This window comes from Nocardia asiatica NBRC 100129 (assembly GCF_000308415.1).
Lineage (GTDB): Bacteria > Actinomycetota > Actinomycetes > Mycobacteriales > Mycobacteriaceae > Nocardia > Nocardia asiatica.
In genome coordinates this window covers 1-20479 of sequence record NZ_BAFS01000463.1, presented here as the reverse complement: position 1 = coordinate 20479, position 20479 = coordinate 1, and the positions used below count along the sequence as shown (strand labels likewise).

Here is a 20479-nt window from a genome sequence, read left to right as displayed (position 1 = left end):
CCAGCCGCTCAGCGCCTCGTCTCGTATCTGGTCAGGACCACGCCGCCGGGGAACGTCCGCGTCTCCACCAGGTCCAGGTTCACCCAACTGTCCAGTGCCGTGAAGAACGGCGTGCCACTGCCGACCAGGACCGGATGGGTGGCCAGGGCGTACTCGTCGATCAGCCCGGCCCGCATGGCAGCTCCGGCGAGCGTTGCGCCCCCGATATCCATCGGGCCGCCGTCCTCGGCCTTGAGCCGGGTGATCTCGGCGACTGCGTCGCCGGTGACCGAGCGGGTGTTCCAGCCGACCTTGTCGATCGTCGAGGAGAACACCACCTTCGGCGTGTCCCGCCAGGTACGCGCGAACTCGATCTGCGCCGGGGTAGCGTCGGGCTGCTGGTCGCCGGTCGGCCAGTAGGAGCTCATCGTCTCCCACAGCTTGCGCCCGTACAGCGACAGGTCGCTCGCCCGCTGCTGGTCGAGCCACCACTGGAACAGCTCGTCGCTCGGCCCGCCCCAGCCGATGTCGTCGCCGGGCGCGGCGATGTAGCCGTCCAGGGTCACGTTCATCCCGTAGATCAATTTCCGCATCATGCCAGCCTCTCGTGAGTCGATTTCACACGTACAGACGGGTGCGGCGCGAAAATCTAATCTGTGCGCGATCTGTGTCCTGGTCGGCGCGGGTGGCTGGTTCGAGCCTCCGGCCGCCCGCACCGGCCGCCCGCCGGATTCGCGCCCGACGCGGACGTAGTGCCATCTCGCCGCCGCCCCGGTGGCCGTGACGCAGCCCGGCCCTTCGCCCAGCACCGGGAAGCGAGGCGGGGCCGCCAGCAGGCGGTAGGCGCTGTGGGCCAGGATGCCGCTCATCGAGGGCAGGTCCGGTCCTCCTCGACGGCAGTGGCCAGCTGGAGTACGCCTCGACGCCGTGGCCGGTGAACTCGCCCGGCCGCCTCGCGTGACGGGAGCCTGTCGGCTCGCATGAGCGGCCGCAGCGTTCGTGCCTGTCTGTATCTACACCTCGGCACTCCGTCCGGCCGAGCGTTAAGGTATGAGCGGTATACCTGAAAGGGCCACTCGCCTGTGGACACCGAAACCCATCGAGTCTCGCGGCGGGCGCCGGCCTGGCTCCGGTGCTCAGTGGTTACCCACTGATGGAGAATACGGACGTGAGCGACACAATCAGCGACAAGTTCAGACATCGGCTCGGCGTACCAGTGACCGCGGCGCCGACGGGTGCAGTGGCACTCATCGGCTGCTAGTTCGATGTCGGAGCGGGAAGTGCCGGGACGGGAACCCTCGCCGGACCCCGGCAGGAAGAGGTTCGACGCGCTGGAACGGTCGCGCAGGAAGCTGGAAGAAGGAATGAAGGCTGCCGAGCCCCCCGGGGCGGACGACGGCACGGCGAAAGTCACCCGGCTACCGCGTCGCCCGCGGCGCGTGACGGAAGAGGCCGGCGAGCGTCCCCACAAGACGTGGCGATCGGAACGCGGCTCTGTCTATGATCCCGCACCGACCAAGCCCGTATTGCGATCGGAACTGCAGCGGGAGACGGGGTGGTGGCCGGTCGACCCCGGCGCGGGGCGGCACCGCGCCCCGGAGGGCGATTCGACCAATGCCGGGCCTGAGGGGAGCGTCGTCGATCTCGACGCGTTGCGGCGGAAGCGAGCTGGTGGCGATGCTCCGGCCGGCGGCACCCGGCGCATGGTCAAACCGCGCCGAATCGGAAGCAGCGCAGGCGAGAGACACGGCGCCGAAGTCGATCACGACAGTGGTCGCGGCGGTGACACCGATGCCCCACGGCTGGACGGACCGGCTGACCAGCGCTGACTCTCCACGAGGGCGTCACCGCGCCCATCCTTTGCGCCGCAGACCCTGCTGTGCTGGCGCTTGCGCAGGTAGCGATCGTCCAGCACGGCCAGCATGCTCGCGGCCAATCCGTGCGGGAGGTTAGCCTGCCTGCCGTCGGCGTGGCCTTCGGCGATCGTGTGTTCGGTGACCGACGGCAGGTGCCTCACCGGCGAGTCGGCGCGTCGTGTGCTGCGGCGGGACGCCCCAGGGCATGGGCCTTGAGTTGCTCGAATTCCGCGTCGGTGATGACGCCGGAGTCGCGGAGGGCCTTGGCGTCGGCGATGTTCTCCGCGGGCGACTTGCCCGCGACCTGCCGGATGTACTCGTCGGTGGCCTGCTTCGTCTCGGCCTGCATCCGCTGGGCGCGCAGCGCCATCCCCCGCCCGCGGACGATCAGGTAGACCAGGGCCGTCAGGTACGGGAACACCACCAGGGCGATCACCCACAACGCCTTGGCGATGCCGGAGACGGAGTGATCGCGGAAGAGATCCACGAGAATCTGGAACAGCACGATCAGGTACGCCACGAAGGCGAACACCAGAATCGTGTACCACACGTAATCCCAAAACGAATCCATGCTGTGAACCTCCTCGGATGATCTTTCCCATATCGTTGCCACGCGCGGAACAGATGGCGACGAAGAACGTACCGCCGGTCGGAATTCCGGTGAAGAACAAACCTCTGTCATCGTCGCGAGCGTTCACTCGCACAGTTGATGAGCGCGGTTCGAAAATAGGCCCCGAGCGACATCGGTGGAACCACTCGACGAAAATTGTTGAGAACCTGATACGCGGATGCGAGGTGCTGCCGTTCGACTGTTCCGATGCGCAGTGTGCTCGCCGGAAAGCGTGCTGCCTGGTGCAGCGTGACTGCTGAAATCGCCGCGTGAGCACCGCCGCGGGGCGGCTTACGGTAGCCGGATCGAGCCTCGAAATCGGTCGATCCCTTCCCGGTTCGAGCCACACCGCTGGAAACGGAGGCGGACATGACCGCGGGTAATGGGGACTGGTCCGAGCCGGCGGCGATGCCATCCCGAAGGAAGGATATTTCGAGCTCGAACAGGGTCGTACGGGCCTGTTTCTCCCGCACACCGGCTAATTTCGATTTCTCGCTCTGCGCGAAGGTCAGACCCGGTCGAGTGCACGACCAGCTGGTCGCCCGGTGTGCGGGAATGACGGCGCGGCACTTTGGAATACAAGATCCCCAAACGCCCGATTCGCCAGATCGTCAAACGCTTACCGGCGTTCACAACCCTCCGGGGCGGTGCGTATTTCTTAATACCCACCGACCGGCGTGCCGGCGACATCATCGCCGTCGACTCGACGAACTTCACCACCCTGTTCGGAGGAACCGAAAACCTCACCAACCTCTGGCGCAACGTCGCGCTCGCGAAGTGACGCGGCGCCCACCAGCACAGCGAGATCAGGGTAACCAGAAAATCGCTGAGGTATGCTTGCTCGGTGAGTCGAGCGCCAAGAGCGGCGACCGCTGTGTGGGCGTCGATCAGCGATGTGCCCCGGGTGTGGCAGGCAACCCGAGGCACCACGACACGTCCTTTTCCTGCGGATGCATCTGCGGTTATGCGCTTCGCGCACAGAGATTCACGATTCTGCGCAGGCGGCTGCGCTCAGTCGCCGTTCGCAGTCGATCCGCGGTTTCGGCGGTCTCGCCGAACTGCGGAATCCCATCCTTACAGCGCTGATGAGAGAGGCGAACGGCAATGTCAGCTACCAATGAGCATTCCGTCAAGCAGGCCGTCGCGGCCGGGACGTCGATCGGAGCGGCGATCCTGTTGTTCTGCGCCGGAATCTTGTCGATCTTCCAGGGCGTCTCCGCCCTGGCCAAAGACGACGTTCTGATCTCCGGACCCAATTACACCTATGAGTTCAGTACCACCAGTTGGGGCTGGATCCATCTCGTTCTCGGGATCTTGATAGTGATCGCGGCAGTCGGGCTGATGGCCGGAGCCATGTGGGCGAGGGTGGTAGCGGTATTCCTCGCCGCGTTGTCGATCCTGGCCAATTTCTTGTGGCTGCCGTACTACCCGTGGTGGTCGACCGTGGTGATCGCCTTGGACGTCGTAGTGATCTGGGCGGTGACGACCTGGCGGCCCGACCGCGCCTAACTCGATTCGCACGCACCAAGCGCTTCAGCCGACTCCCCACCTTGACCGCGTCCGGTCATGCGTCGGCCCGCGGCCCGGCGTCGGCTTCGCCGTGCTGCTGCCAGGCCCGGACTGGACGAATCAGCAGTTCCGGATCGCCGCCTTGAAGGAACTCGCCGAACTCGAAGCGCAGGGTGTGCTCACCGATGCCGAGTTCGAAGCCGAGAAGGGCAGAATACTCGGCTCCTGAGACGCGGGCCGAAAGCCGGTTCAGCCGTCTCCACCGATTCCGGCGAGTGTGGTTCGCAGACGGTCGTTGTCGGTCGCGGTCCACCCGGGCGGTGCGAGGATCGCGCTCCACGCGTCGGCGATGTCGACGATGTAGGTGTGTCCGTGTCCGTCGGGGACGTTGGTCGACACCGCCATGTCGGCCGCGACCTGGAGAAATGTCACGAATGGATACCAGCGCGTGCTGTCGAGCACATCGCCGCCACGTTCCTCCTGAAGCCAATCCGGTTCGCGGAGCGTGAGTTCCGGAGACCACCAGACGATCGGATCGGAGGCGTGCTGGAGATAGACCATCCGTGGCCGTTCCCAGGGGGCGTCCGGGCGTGGGAGGTCCTCCGGAGCCTGCGCACCGAAGCGGACAGTTCGGCCTTGCTCATAGATCGGCAACCGCTCGGGCGAGCCCGGATCGCGGTTCTCCGTGACGTCTGTCCAGATCCGGTTGGCATTGGGCGGTCCGGTGAACAGCACGCCGTCGGTCCGCAGCTCGATATCGTCGACATTCCCGAACGCGCTCTCGCCTCCGAACGAGCCGAGGCTCTCCCCCATCACGACAAGTTTCGGCCGTGACTCCGGCGGCAGCTTCTTCCACTTGTCGTACACCGCGCCGAACTGCGCCTCGCCGGCTTGGCGGGCCCGTTCCTTGTCCACCAGGAAGGACAGCCAACTCGGCAGATAGGAATACTGAAGCCCGACGATCGCGGTATCGCCGTTGTGCATGTACTCCAGCGCGGAAGCGAGGCTTTCGTTGATCCATCCGGTGCCGGTGGTCACCGCCACGGCGACCACGGCACGATCGAATCCGCCGGCGCGTTCGAGTTCGTCAGCTGCCACCTGGGCATTCCCACGGATCGAGTCCCCGCCGCTGGCGAGTCCCGCGTAGGCCCGGATCGGTTCCACACTGCGTCCACCGTGGAACGCGGACAGTTCCTCGACGGTCGGGCCGCGTGAGACGAACGCGCGCCCCTGCCGCCCCAGCGAATCCCAGCTGACCAGCGAACCGGGACCACCCGAACGCAGCGACGAGGTCGGCGGGGCGTCACCGGCCTTGGTCTCTTGGTTGAGAGACGCGAAGGAATCGTTGAGCGCGGACATGATCACGCGCACCGCCGCCCCGTTGACGAGCGCCACCAGAAGCGCCACCGCGAGCACCCCGATGACGGTCGCCGAGAAACGCCGCGGAACCACCCGGCCGACTTGGCGTTCGACCCATCGCACCGCATATAGCAGCATCCGTGCGATTGCCACCAGTCCGACGTAGAACACGACCGCCAGCGCCACCGTGAGGACATAGCCCCACCAGGGGAAGGGGGCAGCGTCCATGAGTTCGCGCAGCCGCGATTGCCAGTCCGCGAACCACACGAGCATCGCCGCTGTCCCGAGCGCAGCGATCACCGCGGCCGTCCGCCGCACGACTGTCTTGACGGACGGTGGCGCCTCCCGGCGTAGGAGGTAGCGGACCAACTTGGAGCCGAGGAACCCGATCAAGTATCCGATTGCTGCAGATACGCCGGTAACCACTCCCTGGAAGAATGGTCCGCGCGGCAAAAGGGTGGGCGTCAACGAAAGCCACGCGAACAGCACCGCGACAACCAGCCCGCCGAACGCATATCGGGCGGGTAGCCAGCGGCGATGCCCGCGTGAGCGGACAGAACCGGGTTGACGGCTCGCTGCGCCGTCGATCACGTCGGTCGGCACACGATAAGCGTAGCGGCAGAGATCAGCATTGCTGAGCAGTTGCGAGTGGTAATGCGCGGCTCGGGCGCCAGTCCTGCTGCCGTCACCCGGCTGCCAGGCTCGCCGCTGTGGCGACGGCACTTCGAGGCAGCATCGCCGCGGGGAACACCCCAGCTTGGTCGCCGAGCCGTTCCAGCCTGTGTGTGGCGCGTCCGCAGCTCCCTCGTCGGAAGCACTGTCTCTCACAGTGTGCGCCGCACTGCCGACGAGCGGGTGCGGACTGCCGAAAGTTGACCGGTCCCGGTGGCGAATTCATAGCGAACCTATTTGCGGCATTCGCTGCACCAAAAATGCGGCTCATACGGGGCTCGAAGCCGGTCACTGCGAGCGGCGCGCGACAATCGACTAGATCAGCAATCATCCGACAACCCTCGATCTCGTCGGTGCTGAGCCCGGTGCCGCCGCGACGATTCCAGTGAGGAACGATGGAAGGCAACAGACACGAACTCTTGCACGGGCCCTTGTTCTCCCGGAGCGTTCCCCTCGACCGCCGTAACGCGGCCAGCCGGATCAGCGCGTACATCTACGGCAACGTGCTGATTCTCGCCGCCTTGATCCCGGTGACGCCCTCCGCCGAAGACGTCGGCATCCTGGTCGTCCTCGGCACGGCCCTTTCCACGTTCATCGCACATGCCTTCGCCGAAGGCGTCGGTCAATCGGTGCGCCAGACCCATGCTCTGACCCCACAGGAGCGATGGGCAGACCTGCGCGACTCCCTGCCCATCCTCAGCTCCGCGGTGCTGCCCTGCGTGATTCTCGCGGGCGCGGCGATCGGGTGGGTCGAACCACGCACCGCGCAGGTGCTCGCGGAATCCGCCATGCTGGTGCGAATCGGCGGCATCGTCTTCGTCATCGGTCGGCTCCACGGCGAGCGGCCCCATCGTTCGACGATGCTCGGGGCGGTCCTGCTGGCGTGCGCCGCCACCACCGTCGTCGCGGTCAAGGTCGTCCTGACCCACTGATTCGCACCGGCGAACCGATCGGGCACCGCGACCCCGGGGGATTTCGTGCTGCTCATGCGAGCAGATCGAATTCGATCACTTTTGCCGCGCGCTTGTGTCGCCGTTCACGACATCAGGCGTAGATCCGCAATTGCCGCACATCGGCGAACGCACCCGGTGGAGAATCGTTCATACCTGAAGCCCGAACGCGTCCGATGAATTCCACTATTCGAGCGAGACCGCCAACGGTGGGCCGAAACCATGACCGAGCGAAAAGATCCCGCGGCCGGCGAACACACTGACGCGGCCGACCGATCGGCCAGTGCCGACCGCGCCGCACACGGCAGATCCGTACAGGTCCGAGCGCCGTCCGGTGTGCTGGCCGCGTTCGAGCCCCGCGCTGATCGGGATCCGCTCGGGCTCCTGCGAGCCGAGGACTCGACACGAATTCCCGACCTGGTTCCGGTGCGGTACGGGCGAATGAGCACCACGCCGTTCGCGTTCTATCGCGGCGCGGCGGTGGTCATGGCCGAGGATCTGTCGCACATGCCGACCACCGGCTTGATCACTCAACTGTGCGGGGACGCCCACCTGAGCAACTTCGGTCTCTTCGCGACACCGGAACGCAATCTCGCGTTCGACCTCGACGACTTCGACGAAACCTATCCCGGCCCGTTCGAATGGGACGTCAAAAGATTGGTCGCCAGCCTCGCGGTCGCCGGGCGCGACAACAATCACAGCGGCAAACAACGCAGGAAGTACCTTCACGCCTGCGCCGCCGAGTACCGCGAAATCATGAATCAGCAGTCCACCCGCGGCGAGCTCGCGGTCTGGTACTCCCATATCGACGCCGTGACGCAATTCGGCGAACTCCGCGACGTCCTCGATCCCCCGACCAGGAAACGGGTGAAGAAGACGATCGACAAGTCCTGGACCCGAGACAGCGCCCAGGCGCTGTCCAAGCTGACCACCGTCGTAGCCGGGCAGCCGCGGATCACGAGCACGCCGCCGCTGATCATCCCGATCGAGGAAATCTTCACCGGCGCCGACGCAGAGCAGGTGAACCGGACGCTGATCCAACGGCTCAGGCGGTACCGCGACACGCTGCAGCCCAACCGGCGGACCCTGTTCGACCGGTTCGAATACGTGCAAGCGGCGCGAAAGGTCGTGGGCGTGGGCAGCGTGGGCACCCGCACCTGGATCATCCTCCTGCGCGGACCGGGCAACGACCCACTCTTCCTACAGATCAAGGAAGCCGAGCCGTCGGTCCTCGCGAAGCACCTGGACGGCCCGTCGTTCGGCAATCAGGGAGAACGGGTCGTCTCCGGGCAGCGGCTGATGCAAGCTGCCAGCGATATCCTCCTCGGCTGGCAGCAAGGACCGGGCGAAGACGGAGTGGTGCGCGACTTCTACGTCCGTCAACTGCGGGACGGCAAAGGGTCCGCCGAAATCCAGACCATGTCTGCCGAACTGATGACTCGTTACGGCCGCCTGTGCGCGCGTGTGCTCGCGCACGCTCACGCCCGCGCCGGCGATCGGTTCTCGATCGCCGGTTACCTCGACGCGGACGACGATTTCGAGGAATCGATGTCCGCCTTCGCCGAGAGCTACGCCGACCAGAACGCACGCGATCACGCTGCCCTGCGCAAGGCCATCGACGACGGCACGATCACCGCGTGGCAAGGGGTGTAATCGGTTGACGGTGACCGCGCCCCGTCCGCTGATGCCGCACCTCGATCCCAGCGGTGGTGGGCGCGGGCGTCGCTCGCGCTGGCGTCTCTCGCGGCGGCTGTTCCAGTGATGGTGACGCATGATCGGGTTGCTGGTCAATCCGAGCCGGCTGGTCCGGCTGGTTTGCCGCGGCGCGGCTTCTGCCGTTGCCGGTAGGACTCGCCCTCGACGACGAGTTCGTAGGCGGCGGATTGCAGCCGGTCCATCGCCGATCGCGCCAGCAGGGGTCGGCCGTCATGGTCAGAATTTCGGGTGGTCCCGGTTGCTGGTAGGCGTGACCGGAACCCCGAAGGCGCGTGTCGGCTGCCTCGCCGCGCGCGGCGCACTACTGGCTTATGGCCCGAACAGCCGGTCTTCGCAGATAGGATGCGATATCAGCGCAGATATGGATGGAGCTGGGAAGTTCGAACTCACCCATTCGCAGGTGCAGAGTTCGCGCACAACTTCGCCTCCCTCGACAGGATCTCGAATTGTAGCGGCGGTGCCTCTCTCGGCCGAAGTCCCGCCGGTGCGGGCGAAGCGGATATCCGTGTGTGCTGGGTCGGGCGGAGATTGTTCGGACGTCGGCACATATGTTCGGGAAGGGAGCGTCAGATGTCGTCGGCGCCGGTGGTGAGGTCGAACTCGCTCGTGCTGGGCGTGCTGGCGGCGGGGCAGTTCTTGATGACGCTCGACAGCTCGGTGATGAACGTTTCCATGGCCACTGTCGCCCAGGATCTCGGCACCACGATCACCGGCATCCAGACCGCCATCACCCTGTACACGCTGGTGATGGCATCCCTGATGATCACGGGCGGCAAGGTGGGCGCCATTCTCGGCCGACGCCGGACCTTCGGGCTCGGCCTCGTCGTCTACGGCGCAGGCTCGTTCATCACCGGGCTCGCGCCGAACCTGCCGATTCTCCTGCTGGGGTGGTCTCTGCTGGAGGGAATCGGCGCGGCCCTGATCATGCCCGCGATCGTCGCCCTCGTGGCCGGCAACTTCGCCCCGGAACGCCGATCGGCGGCCTACGGCCTGATAGCGGCGGCGGGAGCGATGGCCGTCGCCGTGGGCCCGCTGCTCGGTGGCGCCGTGACGACGTTCGCGTCGTGGCGCTACGTCTTCTTCGGCGAAGTGGTGATCGTCCTGTTGATCTTGCTGGTGCTGCGCCGGGTCGAGGACGCTCCTGCCGACCGGGTCCGGCTGGATATCGTCGGGTCGCTGCTGTCGGTGATCGGCCTCGGCGCGGTCGTGTACGGGGTGTTGCGGTCGAGCGAATGGGGGTGGGTGCGGACCGAGCCCGGCGGACCTGTCGTGCTGGGCCTGTCTCCGGTCATCTGGCTGCTGATCGGTGGCTTGCTCACGTTGTACCTGTTCCTGCGGAGACAGACGTATCTGGCGGAGCGGGGCGGTGACCCGCTGGTCGATCCGGCACTGCTGCGGAATCGACAACTCGTCGGCGGCTCGTGCATGTTCTTCGCGCAGTTCGCCGTTCAAGCCGGGGTGTTCTTCTCCGTGCCGCTGTTTCTGTCGGTGGTGCTCGAGCTCACCGCACTCGAGACCGGGGTGCGGATCCTTCCGCTGTCGATCGCGCTTGTCCTGGCCGCGGCGGGCATCCCCCGGTTCCGGCCGAATGCCGACCCGCGCCGGGTCGTGCGCCTGGGTCTGGGCGCGATGATCGTCGGCGTTGTGATCCTCGCCGCCGGGATGGACCCGGGCGCCAACGCGGGCGTGGTGTCGATTCCGATGCTGTTGATGGGTCTGGGTCTGGGCGCGCTGGCTTCCCAGTTGGGCGCCGTCACGGTGTCGGCCGTGCCTGATTCGCGGAGTTCCGAGGTCGGCGGACTACAGAACACCGCCACCACTCTCGGTGCCTCGCTGGGCACCGCGCTGATCGGGTCGATTCTGATCGCCACGCTCACCTCGACCGTCGTCACGGGCATCGAGAACAACCCGGCCGTTCCGGTGTCCGTGCGCGAACAAGCCACGACGGAGCTGGCCGCGGGTGTGCCGTTCCTGTCCGACAGCCAGCTGGCGGGAGCGCTCGACAGCGCCGGTATCGATGACACCACCGCGGACGCCGTTCTCGCGGTCAACTCCGACGCCCGTCTCGAGGCGCTGCAAGTGGCCTTCGCGGTGACGGCCCTGCTCGCGGTGGCGGCACTGTTCGGCACCGGTCTGCTGCCGCGGCGACCGGTCGCCCTGCGCAACGGAAAGGATCGGCGCACGTCAGGGGAAGCCGAATCCGACGCCGAGCGATGACACGCCCGCACATCGGCGGCCGAACCTCGCCTCGCACGCCGGAGCCGGTGCCAGTCCGGCGGGCTTCATGCTTGGTCGCCGTCGACTCGGCCGCGCAGGTAGCGGCCGAGGGTGGTCTCGTCGAGGGCCAGCGCCTTGACGATCGAGGCCGAGCCCACGATCACCACCGACAGGACGAACAGCCAACTGACCGAAGTGAAAGCCAGCCCGAGCGGACCGAAATGCTCTTGGTCGGATGGCGCATCTCCGATCGGCCGCCGAGGTCGAGCTACGGAGCGATGACCAGCGGTGGCACGTTGGTGTTCGAGGATCGGTCCGCGTCGTCTGTGCAGGGCCGCAGGAGCCACTGTCGGTAGGTTTCGTGCCGGAATTGGTAGCCGGTGCCGGTTACGCGCAGGAGGCCACTGCGACGAGCCCATTCGAGGAACAAACCTGGCCGGGGCGCGAACGACGAGGTGAACCGGAAGATCAGCGCCGCGAGAAAATATCGCGTAGCGGCCAGCCCGCGCATGAGCCCGAGCGTGAGCCCGAAGGTGAGCCCACCCACGGCGCCGGCGGCAAGCCCGCCGGTGAGTCCGTTCACGAGTCCACCTGAGAGTCCACCGACGAGCCCGATCACGAGCCCGGCCGCGAGCGCGAGCGCGAGCGCGACCACACCGGCGGTGAAGACCGCGACCCGAGCATCGTCCCTTATCAGCCGCCTTTCGTCGACAGCGATACCAAGCTGATCTTCGGCATTGGCTTCGAGTCCGAACGTGAGCCCGACTGTGAGTCCGGCGGTGAGCGCGGCTGCGATGCCGAACCAGGTCCCGAGCGTGAGCTCGGCCGTGAGTCCGAACGTGAGCGCGGCCGCGAGCCCATAGGTGAGCCCGCCGCGCCATCGGGACCGTGCGGGGACACGCCACGCCATCCGATTCGCGCGAGGAGACCGGCTGAGGCCGGCCAACAGCCCGAACGCGAGCCCGACCACCGGTCCGGCCACGAGCCCGAACTCGAGACGCACCGCGATCACGATGAGGGTTGTCACGGCGATGCTCACGGTGAGTCCGTGCAGTATTCGGCAGCGGGCGGTTCCGGCGATCTCCCAGATCTCGTCGAGACGGATGGCGGTGCCGTCCTGCCCGAGATCACGGCGATGTTCGAGGCACCGAGCCAGGGACAGCATCCACGTCCGGACGTTCTCGACGGTGTAGCCGCGGAGACGGCCGGTGCGGTCGGTGCCGGCCACCGCCGCGGGGATCTGGGCCGCGAACAGCAGACCACGCACAGTATCGGTGTCGGCGCAGCCGGTCAGTTGTTCGGCGGTGCGCGGGTCGTGGTGCATGGCGGTGGCGGCGAGTCCGAGCATCCATGGAGTGTTCAGCGCGCGCGCCAGCGGACCGTCCGGCTGGTCGGCGATCCGGGTGGTGACCTCGGCCCATATCGGCCCGAGCGCGCCGATCCGGCGTCGGTAGGAGGTGAGATAGGCAGCGATCTGGCCGGAGGTGAAGGGGCGCAGTGTGATGGTCGTCGCGCCATGCAGCCCGTTGTCCGCACCGAGGCGGGTCAGTTCCTCGAACTCGTCGCTGCGGCACACGACTACCACCGGTCGGTTGCCCCAAGGGGTTTCGTTGAGACGGTTCAACACCGCCCGCGCCCGCGACTCCTCGCCGTTGTGGGCATCCATCTCGTCCAGGCCGTCGAGCACTGGCAGAACCAACCCCGCGTCGACCAGAGCCCGCGCGCTCCTGGGGCGCAGGCGGTAGTCGTATCCGAGCCGTGTGGTCAGCCACCCGGAGAAGTCTTCTTTCCCATCCCAGCCGGCGGCATTGACCCGTACCGGTACCGGTTCCACCGCACGGCGGGCATCGACCGAGTCTCGTCGGGTTTCCAGCAACCCCAGCACCAGATGGGCCGCGGCCACGGTCTTGCCACTGCCCGGCTCACCGAGCACGATCAACCGCCGTGGCGTCGTCAGCAACTCGAAATAGGTCACGATGTCCCACACCTCGGCCGACTCGATCACCTCGCCGGGGCTCGCCTGCGCGGTGGCGGTGAATCCGACGTGCATGAACGAGCCCGGCCCCGCCCGCAACTCCTCCCGTAGCCGCTGCTCCTCCTGACGCGCCGCCTCGGCCAGATCGTCGGCCAGGGCCGCGACCGACACCCTGTCGGTGCGCGGCCGCCACAGTCGCCACAGCTCCACCATCGGTTTGAACAGCGCCGCGACAACGCGTACGACAACTCCCGTCTCCACACCCGTCACGCGAAACAGACTGCCATTCCGCACCATTCGACACGCGCATTGTCGAACGATCGACCGGCATCGAGCCGGTGCAGGGCATTACTATGCCGACGGTCTCCGCGAGAACCGGCCTGATTGCGCTGAACCGCATTCTCAGGCGTCGAAGGAAACGGTGCGTGAGGAGCGATCAGCTCAGGGCCGGTCGAACTTCCCGTCACGCGCACCCGACATGAACTCGTCCCACTCCGAGGGAGTGAACACCAGCACCCCGCCGTTGGGATTCTTCGAGTCACGAACTCCGACGCGCCCGCCGTCCAAATGCGCGATCTCGACGCACTCACTACCAGCGGAGCTGTGGGTGCTCTTGAACCAGCGCGCTCCGGATAGATCAACGGACACAGTCGAACTCCTTCGCCACCTGCCGTAGCAGACGCTTGCTGTTGGGCGTGTCCAACGCTACTCGCCGCATGACATCGACTCCAGCCTTGTACCTGCGCACTGTGTTGGCACGTTCCAGGTAGATGTCGCCGGTGTAGCTCTGGACATGGACTACTGGCGGCTCCAACGGCCGACCGTCGCCATCGGCAGCGAAGTCCAAGATCGTGAACGGACCGGTCGATGTTCCCAGCGGGAATCCGGCACCGAACGGTACAACGTAGACCCGCACGTTCGGCGGCAGGTCCGCCAGGTGTCGCAGCTGCGCCGACATGATCCGTGGACTGCCGACGACCCGTCTGATCGCCGCCTCGTCCAGCACGAGCATCGCTGCCAGCGGCGCGAAATCACGGGTTATCAACGCCTGCCGGTTGCGCCGGACTCGTACCCGCCGTTCGATTTCATCGGCGGTGTCCATCGGGAAGTAGGCACGATCCAGCGCTCGCGCGTAGTCCGGGATTTGGAACAGTCCCGGCACCATGTCAGGCCGATAGAACGTGAGATGGGACGCCGCCGCCTCCATTTGAATGTACGCGTTGAACGTCGGATTCACCTGATCGGGAAACTCGTCCAACCAGGATGGCGTCCTCCCCTGCGCCGCGAGCGATTTCAACACCGGCAGCATGTCCACCCGCTGATACAGCCTGCACAGCCGCCGCAAGTCGTCGTCGCGCACGATCACGTTCGGCGCGCCGGTCTCCAGCCGGTGCAGCGTCCCCGCCCCGCGCCCGATGGCTCGCGCCGCCACTTCGATGGACAGTCCCGCCTCCTGCCGCATCCCGCGCAGGCAGCGGCCGAGGCTGCGGTGTGGAACGCCCCCGGTCCCGCGAATGTCGGCCTCGAGCTGCCGATCATCGGCGCCCGCGTCCCTGTCCCCCATACTGTTTGCTCCCTTCTGTGGAAGATCCGAACCCGCGTACTGGAATGTTCCGAAAGCCGTTGTGGAAGGCCATAATTCGGCCTTATAGACGACATTCTGCCGGGTCGCTGGAAGGTGTCCAGGGCTTTCGCCACTTTCCTTCGCGAATTTCCACGGGAAGGTCGACGCGGCCCGCGTCCGGTGCTCCACTGAGCGCGTCTTCGGCGCGGCGAGACTCCCGTTCGCCGCCACTCGACCAGCGGAGGACCCGTGACCAACGCACTCCCGCGACGCGTTCCGTTCCCCCGGCCGCGCGCCCCGTACAAGGGCGTGCCGCTGCCCGTGCTCGAGCGCTACGCGGTCGCCCTGCGGCAGTGGGCCGCCGCACCCGAACGTCCCGGAGGCGGGGTGCCGACCACTCCCCCGCCTCCGGTGACCCTCACCGAGGCTCTGTCATGGGCCGAGTGACCCGCCGTCGTCCCGTCCGAGCGGGGAGGCCGTGACCGTGCGCCGGTACTACGTCGACGTGCACTGCTGCGGCCCGCGCTGGCTCATCCATGTGCCTGCGCTGGACCGCTGGACGGTGACCGGTGACAAGTCGGCGATCCGGTCCACCGCCCGCCGGATGATCGCGGCGACGACCGGACACGACGACCACTCGTTCGAACTGGATCTCGCCGCAGGCCGGGCACTGCGCGATGCCGAGGAGTTCACAGTGGGCCACCGGGTGCCGACGCGGTGGCACCCGCCCGACGAACCGGCAGAGCGCGCACCTCCGTGCACCACCAGCAGGGTGCCGAACCCCGGCGGCAGCCCTCTTTCACGCACTGTCCGGGCTCCTCCCCTGCGCGAAGCGCGACCGATCAGAAGCGGGTCGTCCGCCGTGACGCCGAACCGAGACCGGCGACGACATCGGCGATGCCGGTGAGCCGAAGCGCGACCGATCGCCACCGGTCAGAAGCCGGGTCCTGCGCCCTGACGCCGCACCGAGACCGCCGACAATATCGGCGATGCCGGTGATCGGCGCGGTCATCCCTCGTCCGGCGCGTCCTGACCTGGTCCCACTTGAATGCCCACCACGCAGGTGTCGTCGTCGGTGTCCGCGTCGCTGCCGTCGAGCAGGTCGTCCAGTCGGTCGTCCAGGCTGCCGGTGAGTTGTGCCGACGTCGCGAGCAACCGCTCGATGCACTCGTCCAGGAGTCGATCCCGGCGCTCGATGAGCCCGTCGGTGTAGAGCAGGAGGGTGTCGTCGGTTTCCAGCTGGAGTTCCGCTTCTTCGAAGGTCGCCTCGGCCACCGCGCCGAGAAGCATGCCTTGGAGCATGGGCAGGCTGGTGGCCTGGCCCGCGCGCACCAGCACCGGCGGCAAGTGCCCCGCACGAGCCCAGCGCAGCACCCGGGTGTTCGGATCGTAGAGCCCGCAGATGGCGGTGGCGAAGATGCTGTCGGTGAGGTGGTGCGCCACCTGGTTCAGCCAGGTCAGCATCTGGCCCGGGCCCGCGCCGGTGGCGGCGAGACCGCGCAGGGCGTTGCGGAGCACGACCATGCCGGTGGCCGCCTTGATGCCGTGGCCGGTGATGTCACCGACGGACACCAGGATCTGCTTGGTGGGCAGCACGATCGCGTCGTACCAGTCGCCGCCGACGGTGTAGTCCTGCTCGGCGGGGCGGTAGCGCACCGCGATGCGCAGCCCGAACGCCTCGATGGACGGCTGCGCGTCCGGCATGATCGCCTGCTGGAGTTGCCGCGCCAGCTGGCTCTGTTCGGCGGCGTGCTGCTCGGTGTGCGCGAGCCGGTCGCGCGTCGCCGACAGCGCGACTTCGGTCCAGTGCTGCGCCGAGATGTCTTGGTACGCGCCGCGGACGGCGGCCAGGTGCCCCGCCTCCAGCACCGGTTCGGCGACGATCCGGATGTGCCGGGCCACGCCGTCCGGCCGGATCAGGCGGAAGGCCGTCGAGGCCGAACGGCGGTGGCGCAGCAGGGTTCGCAGGAACCGTCGCACCGCATCCGCGTCGTCGTCGTGGACGTGCGCGGGCAGCTGCGAAAGCGGGATCGGATCCGCGGTCGGCGCCAGCCCGTAGAGAGCGAACAGTTGACTGCTCCAGGTGATCTCGCCGGTGGCGGCGTTCTCCTCGAATCCGCCGACGCGGCCGAGCCGCTGGGCATGTTGCAGCAGCGCCGCCAGTCGCGCCGTCTCGTCCTCCACCCGCCACACCACGAGCACGGTGTCGCCATGGCGGCTGATGCTGAGCGCCACCGAGACGGTCAGCGGAACCTGGTCGACCAGTTCGGTCAACAACATTCGGTCGGCGCGGTAGGTCTCGCCGGTGGCGAAGACGTGCTCGATCCGCTCCAACAGCTGCCCATCGCTCGCGGCCATCGGGTACGCCTCGAGTAGCAACGCGCCGTTGACCAAGCCCCGGGGACGACCGGCCGGGTCGACGAAGCAACGGTTGACGTGATGGATGCGGAAGTCGACCAGCGCGCCACCCTCGTCGAGGTGGGGCAGCAGCACGAGCGCTGGATCGAAAAGACCGTCCGCGAGCCGCACCAGATCCGCGACGTCGGACCGGTCCGTTGCCCGCACCGCGGCCGTGTCCGACTCCAGGGTGTGCGCGCACAGCTCGGCCAGCGCCTCCAATTGCCGGTGGACCTGAGGCGGCTGCGGCGCGAGCGGCTGCGGCCAGCCCACCTCCAGCACGCCCAGCAGCTTGCCCCCGGCACCCGCCGGAATCGCCGCTCGGCCGCCGTCGCGGTCGCCGATCGACGGGAGCCCCGACCGGCCCAGGTCGCCGATCCACACCGCGTTGCGCTCCACCAGCGCCTGCCGGGCCGGAGTCGCCACCCCGGGCGGCACGTATCGCCAGCGCTCGGCCTCTTGCCGGCTGATGCCGGCGAAACCCGCCAGGGTCAGCGACGCGTCGGCGCCCGCAGACCAGATCGCCACAGCCGTGGCGCCCAGCGGCATCGCGGCGTGCTCGAGCAAAGACTCCGCCACCCGGTGGGCGTCGCCGGCCGCGAGCAGCCCGCTTTCGGCCGTGCGCAACCGCACGGCCGCCGAAGGCTCCTCGCGCGTGGCGGTGCGCTGCAGAAACTCTCCTACGACCGCGCTGACCTCGTCCTGGGCCGCTTGGCCGACCAGCTCGGCAGCCAACTCCAGCGGTGTGATGCCCGCCTGCTCGGCGAGGGTGCCGAGTTGCCGCGCGGCCTGCGCGGGCCCACAGCGCAGCCGTTCCACCAGCACGCCCTTGGCCATCTCGATCAGCGCGCGCCCGTCGGCGGTGGCCTGGGCCTGCTGGATCTCCGCACGCAACCGCTCCACGGTGGCCGCGAGGCGGTGCACGGCGGGCCCCGTCGTCGTATGACCGCCGGTATCGGCGTCGGGTCTGTCCAGGTCGGGCATCAGGCACCCAGCCAGTGCTGGATGCATGCGATCAAGGCGTCCGCGTCGACCGGTTTGGTGACATAGTCGTTGGCGCCGGAGGCAAGGCTTTTCTCGCGGTCGCCCAGCATCGCCTTGGCCGTGACGGCGATGATCGGCAGGCTCGCGTACTGCGGCATGTCACGGATCGTCGCCGTCGCGGTGTAACCGTCCATCTCGGGCATCATCACGTCCATCAGGACCAGGTCCGTCTCGGGGTGAGCCAGGAGCGTGTCGATGCCCTCGCGCCCGTCCTCCGCGTGCAGGACACTCATGCCGTGCAGTTCGAGAATGCTGCTCAGCGCGAAGAGGTTGCGGGCGTCGTCGTCGATGATGAGCACCGTGCGGCCGGCGAGTTTGCCGTCCGGCCTTTGCGGGGCGGTGGCCGGGGCGTCCTCGCGCCGTACCAGGGGCACCATGTCGCCGGGCGCCTCGGCCGTGACGTGCAGCGCGATCCGTTCCCGCAGATCGTCCAGGCTGGACAGCAGCTCGAGCGGCTGACGCGTGGTGTGATCGTGCAGGAGGCGTTCCTGCTCGGCGTCGAGCCTACGGTTGTGCACGAGTACCGGCACGCTGCTCAACGCGGCGTCCCCGTTCATCGTCTCCAGGAAACGCAGGGCGGCGTCGTCGGGCATCTCCAGCTCGAGCACCACACAGTGGAACGCTTCGGCGGCCATCGCCGCCGCGGCCTCTTCCACCCCGACCGCGGTGACGACCTGGACCGGCCCGCGCGGATCGTTGCTGTCGGCGAGTTCGGCGACGGCGCTCTGCGCGACCAGCGACAGCAGACCTTGCGGGCGTTCCTCCACGACCAGCAGCCTGCGGTGCTGTTGGGGCGCGGAGGGAGCGGGAGTGTGCTCGGCGCGGCTGTCGTCCCGCTGTGCGTCCTCCCGCTCACGCGGCGGCGCCTCCTGGAAGTCCGGCCGGGCGACCGGGAGATACAGGGTGAACGTACTGCCCTGGCCCGGCGCGCTCTCCGCGGTGATGGCGCCGCCGAGCAGGTAGGCGATCTCCCGGCTGATCGACAGGCCCAGGCCGGTGCCGCCGTATTTGCGGCTGGTCGTGCCGTCCGCCTGCTGGAATGCGCCGAAGATCGACTCCAGCTGGTGTTCGGCGATGCCGATACCGGTGTCGATCACCCGGAACGCGACGGCAGGGCCGTGCTGGCGCACGGCGGCGGGCAGCTCGCTCGCCTCCGCCGGTTCGATCCGTAGCTGCACCGATCCGGTCTCGGTGAACTTGACGGCATTGGACAGCAGGTTCCGTAGCACCTGCCGCAGCCGCGAGTCGTCGGTGAGCAGGTCCAACGGCAGGCCCGGCGCGGTCGTGACATGGAAGCGGAGACTCTTCTGAGTGGTCATCGGCCGGAAAGTGGCCTCGACGTAGTCCAGCAGCTGACGCAACAGCACCCGCTCCGGCGTGAGGTCCATCTTGCCCGCCTCCACCTTGGACAGGTCGAGGATGTCGTTGATCAGCTGGAGCAGGTCCGAACCCGCCGAGTGGATGATGCCCGCGTACTCGACCTGCTTCGGGGTGAGATTGCGGCTCGGGTTCTGGGCCAGCAGCTGCGCGAGGATCAGCAGACTGTTCAGCGGGGTGCGCAGCTCGTGGCTCATGTTGGCCAGGAATTCCGACTTGTACTTCGAGGCGAGCGCGAGTTCCTTGGCGCGGGTCTCCAGTTCCTGCCTGGCCTGCTCGATCTGCAGATTCTTCGCCTCGATGTCGCGGTTCTGCATGGCCAGCAGAGCCGCCTTGTCCTCCAGCTCGGCGTTGGAGCGCTGGAGTTCTTCCTGCTGTACCTGCAACTCCTCCGAACGGGCTTGCAGTTCGGTGGTCAAGCGCTGTGATTCGACCAGCAGCTCGTCGGTGCGGGCGTTGGCGATGATCGTGTTGACGTTGACGCCCACCGTCTCCATCAGCTGGTCGAGGAAGTCCCGGTGAATTCGGGTGAAGCGGTGCAGGGTGGCCAGTTCGATCACGCCGAGGACCTGGTCCTCCACCACGATCGGCAACATGAGCAGGTTGACCGGCGCGGTCTGTCCCAGCCCGGAGGAGATGGTGACATAGTCGCCGGGCACGTTCTCCACGTCGATCGTGCGGCGGCTGCGGGCCGCCTGGCCGACCAGGGATTGGCCGAAAGCGAACCGCGGCGGGCTGCCCGGCTGCTGCGGGCTGCCGTAGGAACTGATCAGTCGCAGTTCCGGCTGTTCCTCGCTGTCGTCGGCGAGGTAGAACGCGCCGAACTGCGCGGAAACCAACGGCGCCAGCTCGTCCATGATCAGCCCGGCCACCACGTGCAGGTCTCGCTGCCCCTGCATGAGACCGGAGATCCTGGCCAGATTGGTCTTCAGCCAGTCCTGGTCCTGATTGGCCATGGTGGTCTCGCGCAGCGACTCCACCATCGCGTTGATGTTGTCCTTCAGCTCCGCGACCTCGCCGGAAGCCTCCACGGTGATCGAGCGGGTCAGGTCGCCCTCGGCCACGGCGCTGGTGACCGCCGCGATCGCGCGCACCTGGCGGGTCAGGTTGCCCGCCAGCTCGTTGACGTTCTCGGTCAGCCGCTTCCACGTGCCCGAGACGCCTTCGACCTCGGCCTGCCCGCCCAACCGGCCCTCCGAGCCGACTTCACGGGCGACGCGGGTCACCTCGGCAGCGAACGCGGACAGCTGATCG

At 67.5% G+C, this 20479-nt stretch carries 17 protein-coding genes and 2 pseudogenes; 9 read left to right on the top strand and 10 right to left on the bottom strand.

The annotated features are described in order from the left end of the window. Positions 1 to 8: 8 nt before the first annotated feature. The gene (locus ON27_RS36030) at positions 9 to 572 is read right to left on the bottom strand and encodes a dihydrofolate reductase family protein (protein ID WP_043738005.1); all 564 of its coding nucleotides are present in this window, start codon (positions 570 to 572) and stop codon (positions 9 to 11) included. A 771-nt stretch (positions 573 to 1343) separates the two neighbouring features. On the opposite strand from ON27_RS36030, the gene ON27_RS36025 reads away from it, so the two are divergent. Continuing rightward, on the top strand, positions 1344 to 1808 hold the full coding sequence (locus tag ON27_RS36025; protein ID WP_157227760.1) for a hypothetical protein: 465 nt from the start codon (positions 1344 to 1346) through the stop codon (positions 1806 to 1808). A 184-nt stretch (positions 1809 to 1992) separates the two neighbouring features. On the opposite strand, the gene ON27_RS36020 is transcribed toward ON27_RS36025, so the two are convergent. Further along, positions 1993 to 2406 (bottom strand): SHOCT domain-containing protein, encoded by a 414-nt coding sequence (locus ON27_RS36020; RefSeq protein ID WP_043737969.1) that lies wholly within the window; start codon positions 2404 to 2406, stop codon positions 1993 to 1995. Positions 2407 to 2513: 107 nt separating this feature from the next. Next, a complete protein-coding gene (locus tag ON27_RS43625) occupies positions 2514 to 2918 on the bottom strand; it encodes a hypothetical protein (RefSeq protein ID WP_157227758.1) in 405 nt (134 codons plus the stop codon). Positions 2919 to 2987: 69 nt separating this feature from the next. Here ON27_RS43625 and ON27_RS36015 point away from each other — a divergent pair. From ON27_RS36015 to ON27_RS43620, 3 genes and pseudogenes are all read left to right on the top strand, one after another. Further along, positions 2988 to 3226 (top strand): annotated as a pseudogene (locus ON27_RS36015) (hypothetical protein); the annotation flags it as partial. 323 nt (positions 3227 to 3549) lie between these two features. Continuing rightward, positions 3550 to 3954: a DUF7144 family membrane protein gene (locus ON27_RS36010; RefSeq protein ID WP_043737965.1), complete on the top strand. Its 405-nt coding sequence runs from the start codon at positions 3550 to 3552 to the stop codon at positions 3952 to 3954. A 91-nt stretch (positions 3955 to 4045) separates the two neighbouring features. Beyond that, positions 4046 to 4183, top strand: a complete 138-nt coding sequence (locus ON27_RS43620) for an SHOCT domain-containing protein (protein WP_157227756.1) — start codon at positions 4046 to 4048, stop codon at positions 4181 to 4183. 20 nt (positions 4184 to 4203) lie between these two features. Here ON27_RS43620 and ON27_RS36005 read toward each other — a convergent pair whose 3' ends face one another. Beyond that, positions 4204 to 5916 (bottom strand): alpha/beta hydrolase, encoded by a 1713-nt coding sequence (locus ON27_RS36005; protein ID WP_043737963.1) that lies wholly within the window; start codon positions 5914 to 5916, stop codon positions 4204 to 4206. Positions 5917 to 6380: 464 nt separating this feature from the next. Here ON27_RS36005 and ON27_RS36000 point away from each other — a divergent pair, with 464 nt between their 5' ends. Together ON27_RS36000 and ON27_RS35995 are read left to right on the top strand one after the other, a co-directional pair. Further along, positions 6381 to 6917, top strand: a complete 537-nt coding sequence (locus tag ON27_RS36000; RefSeq protein ID WP_043737962.1) for a hypothetical protein — start codon at positions 6381 to 6383, stop codon at positions 6915 to 6917. A gap of 240 nt (positions 6918 to 7157) precedes the next feature. Continuing rightward, a complete protein-coding gene (locus ON27_RS35995; RefSeq protein ID WP_043737960.1) occupies positions 7158 to 8588 on the top strand; it encodes a DUF2252 domain-containing protein in 1431 nt (476 codons plus the stop codon). A gap of 134 nt (positions 8589 to 8722) precedes the next feature. Here ON27_RS35995 and ON27_RS42190 read toward each other — a convergent pair. After that, positions 8723 to 8883: pseudogene (locus ON27_RS42190) on the bottom strand (ATP-binding protein); the annotation flags it as partial. Between the two features lie 338 nt (positions 8884 to 9221). On the opposite strand from ON27_RS42190, the gene ON27_RS35990 reads away from it, so the two are divergent. Further along, positions 9222 to 10868 (top strand): MFS transporter, encoded by a 1647-nt coding sequence (locus ON27_RS35990; protein WP_043737958.1) that lies wholly within the window; start codon positions 9222 to 9224, stop codon positions 10866 to 10868. A 268-nt stretch (positions 10869 to 11136) separates the two neighbouring features. Here the strand turns inward: ON27_RS35990 and ON27_RS43610 are convergent, their stop codons facing one another. The 3 genes from ON27_RS43610 to ON27_RS35975 all read right to left on the bottom strand — a co-directional run bounded on the left by ON27_RS43610 (position 11137) and on the right by ON27_RS35975 (position 14407). Continuing rightward, a complete protein-coding gene (locus tag ON27_RS43610; RefSeq protein ID WP_157227754.1) occupies positions 11137 to 13113 on the bottom strand; it encodes an NACHT domain-containing protein in 1977 nt (658 codons plus the stop codon). Between the two features lie 171 nt (positions 13114 to 13284). Continuing rightward, on the bottom strand, positions 13285 to 13491 hold the full coding sequence (locus ON27_RS35980) for a DUF397 domain-containing protein (protein ID WP_043737954.1): 207 nt from the start codon (positions 13489 to 13491) through the stop codon (positions 13285 to 13287). Further along, entirely contained in the window at positions 13481 to 14407 is a 927-nt protein-coding gene (locus ON27_RS35975; RefSeq protein WP_083888068.1) for a helix-turn-helix domain-containing protein, read from the bottom strand. Before ON27_RS35975 ends, ON27_RS35980 begins: the two co-directional genes overlap by 11 nt. Before the next feature lie 249 nt (positions 14408 to 14656). Between ON27_RS35975 and ON27_RS35970 the strand changes: the two genes are divergently transcribed. Both ON27_RS35970 and ON27_RS35965 read left to right on the top strand, forming a co-directional pair. Next, positions 14657 to 14854, top strand: coding sequence for a hypothetical protein (locus ON27_RS35970; RefSeq protein ID WP_043737952.1), 198 nt, complete (start codon positions 14657 to 14659; stop codon positions 14852 to 14854). A 31-nt stretch (positions 14855 to 14885) separates the two neighbouring features. After that, positions 14886 to 15314 carry a hypothetical protein gene (locus ON27_RS35965; protein ID WP_043737950.1) on the top strand — a complete coding sequence of 143 codons (429 nt, stop codon included), beginning with the start codon at positions 14886 to 14888 and terminating at the stop codon, positions 15312 to 15314. Between the two features lie 101 nt (positions 15315 to 15415). Here ON27_RS35965 and ON27_RS35960 read toward each other — a convergent pair whose 3' ends face one another. After that, on the bottom strand, positions 15416 to 17788 hold the full coding sequence (locus ON27_RS35960; protein WP_051047394.1) for a SpoIIE family protein phosphatase: 2373 nt from the start codon (positions 17786 to 17788) through the stop codon (positions 15416 to 15418). Then, on the bottom strand, positions 17788 to 20479 hold a 2692-nt coding region (locus tag ON27_RS35955), incomplete at its 5' end, for a response regulator (RefSeq protein WP_043737948.1). The genes ON27_RS35955 and ON27_RS35960, both read right to left, overlap by 1 nt.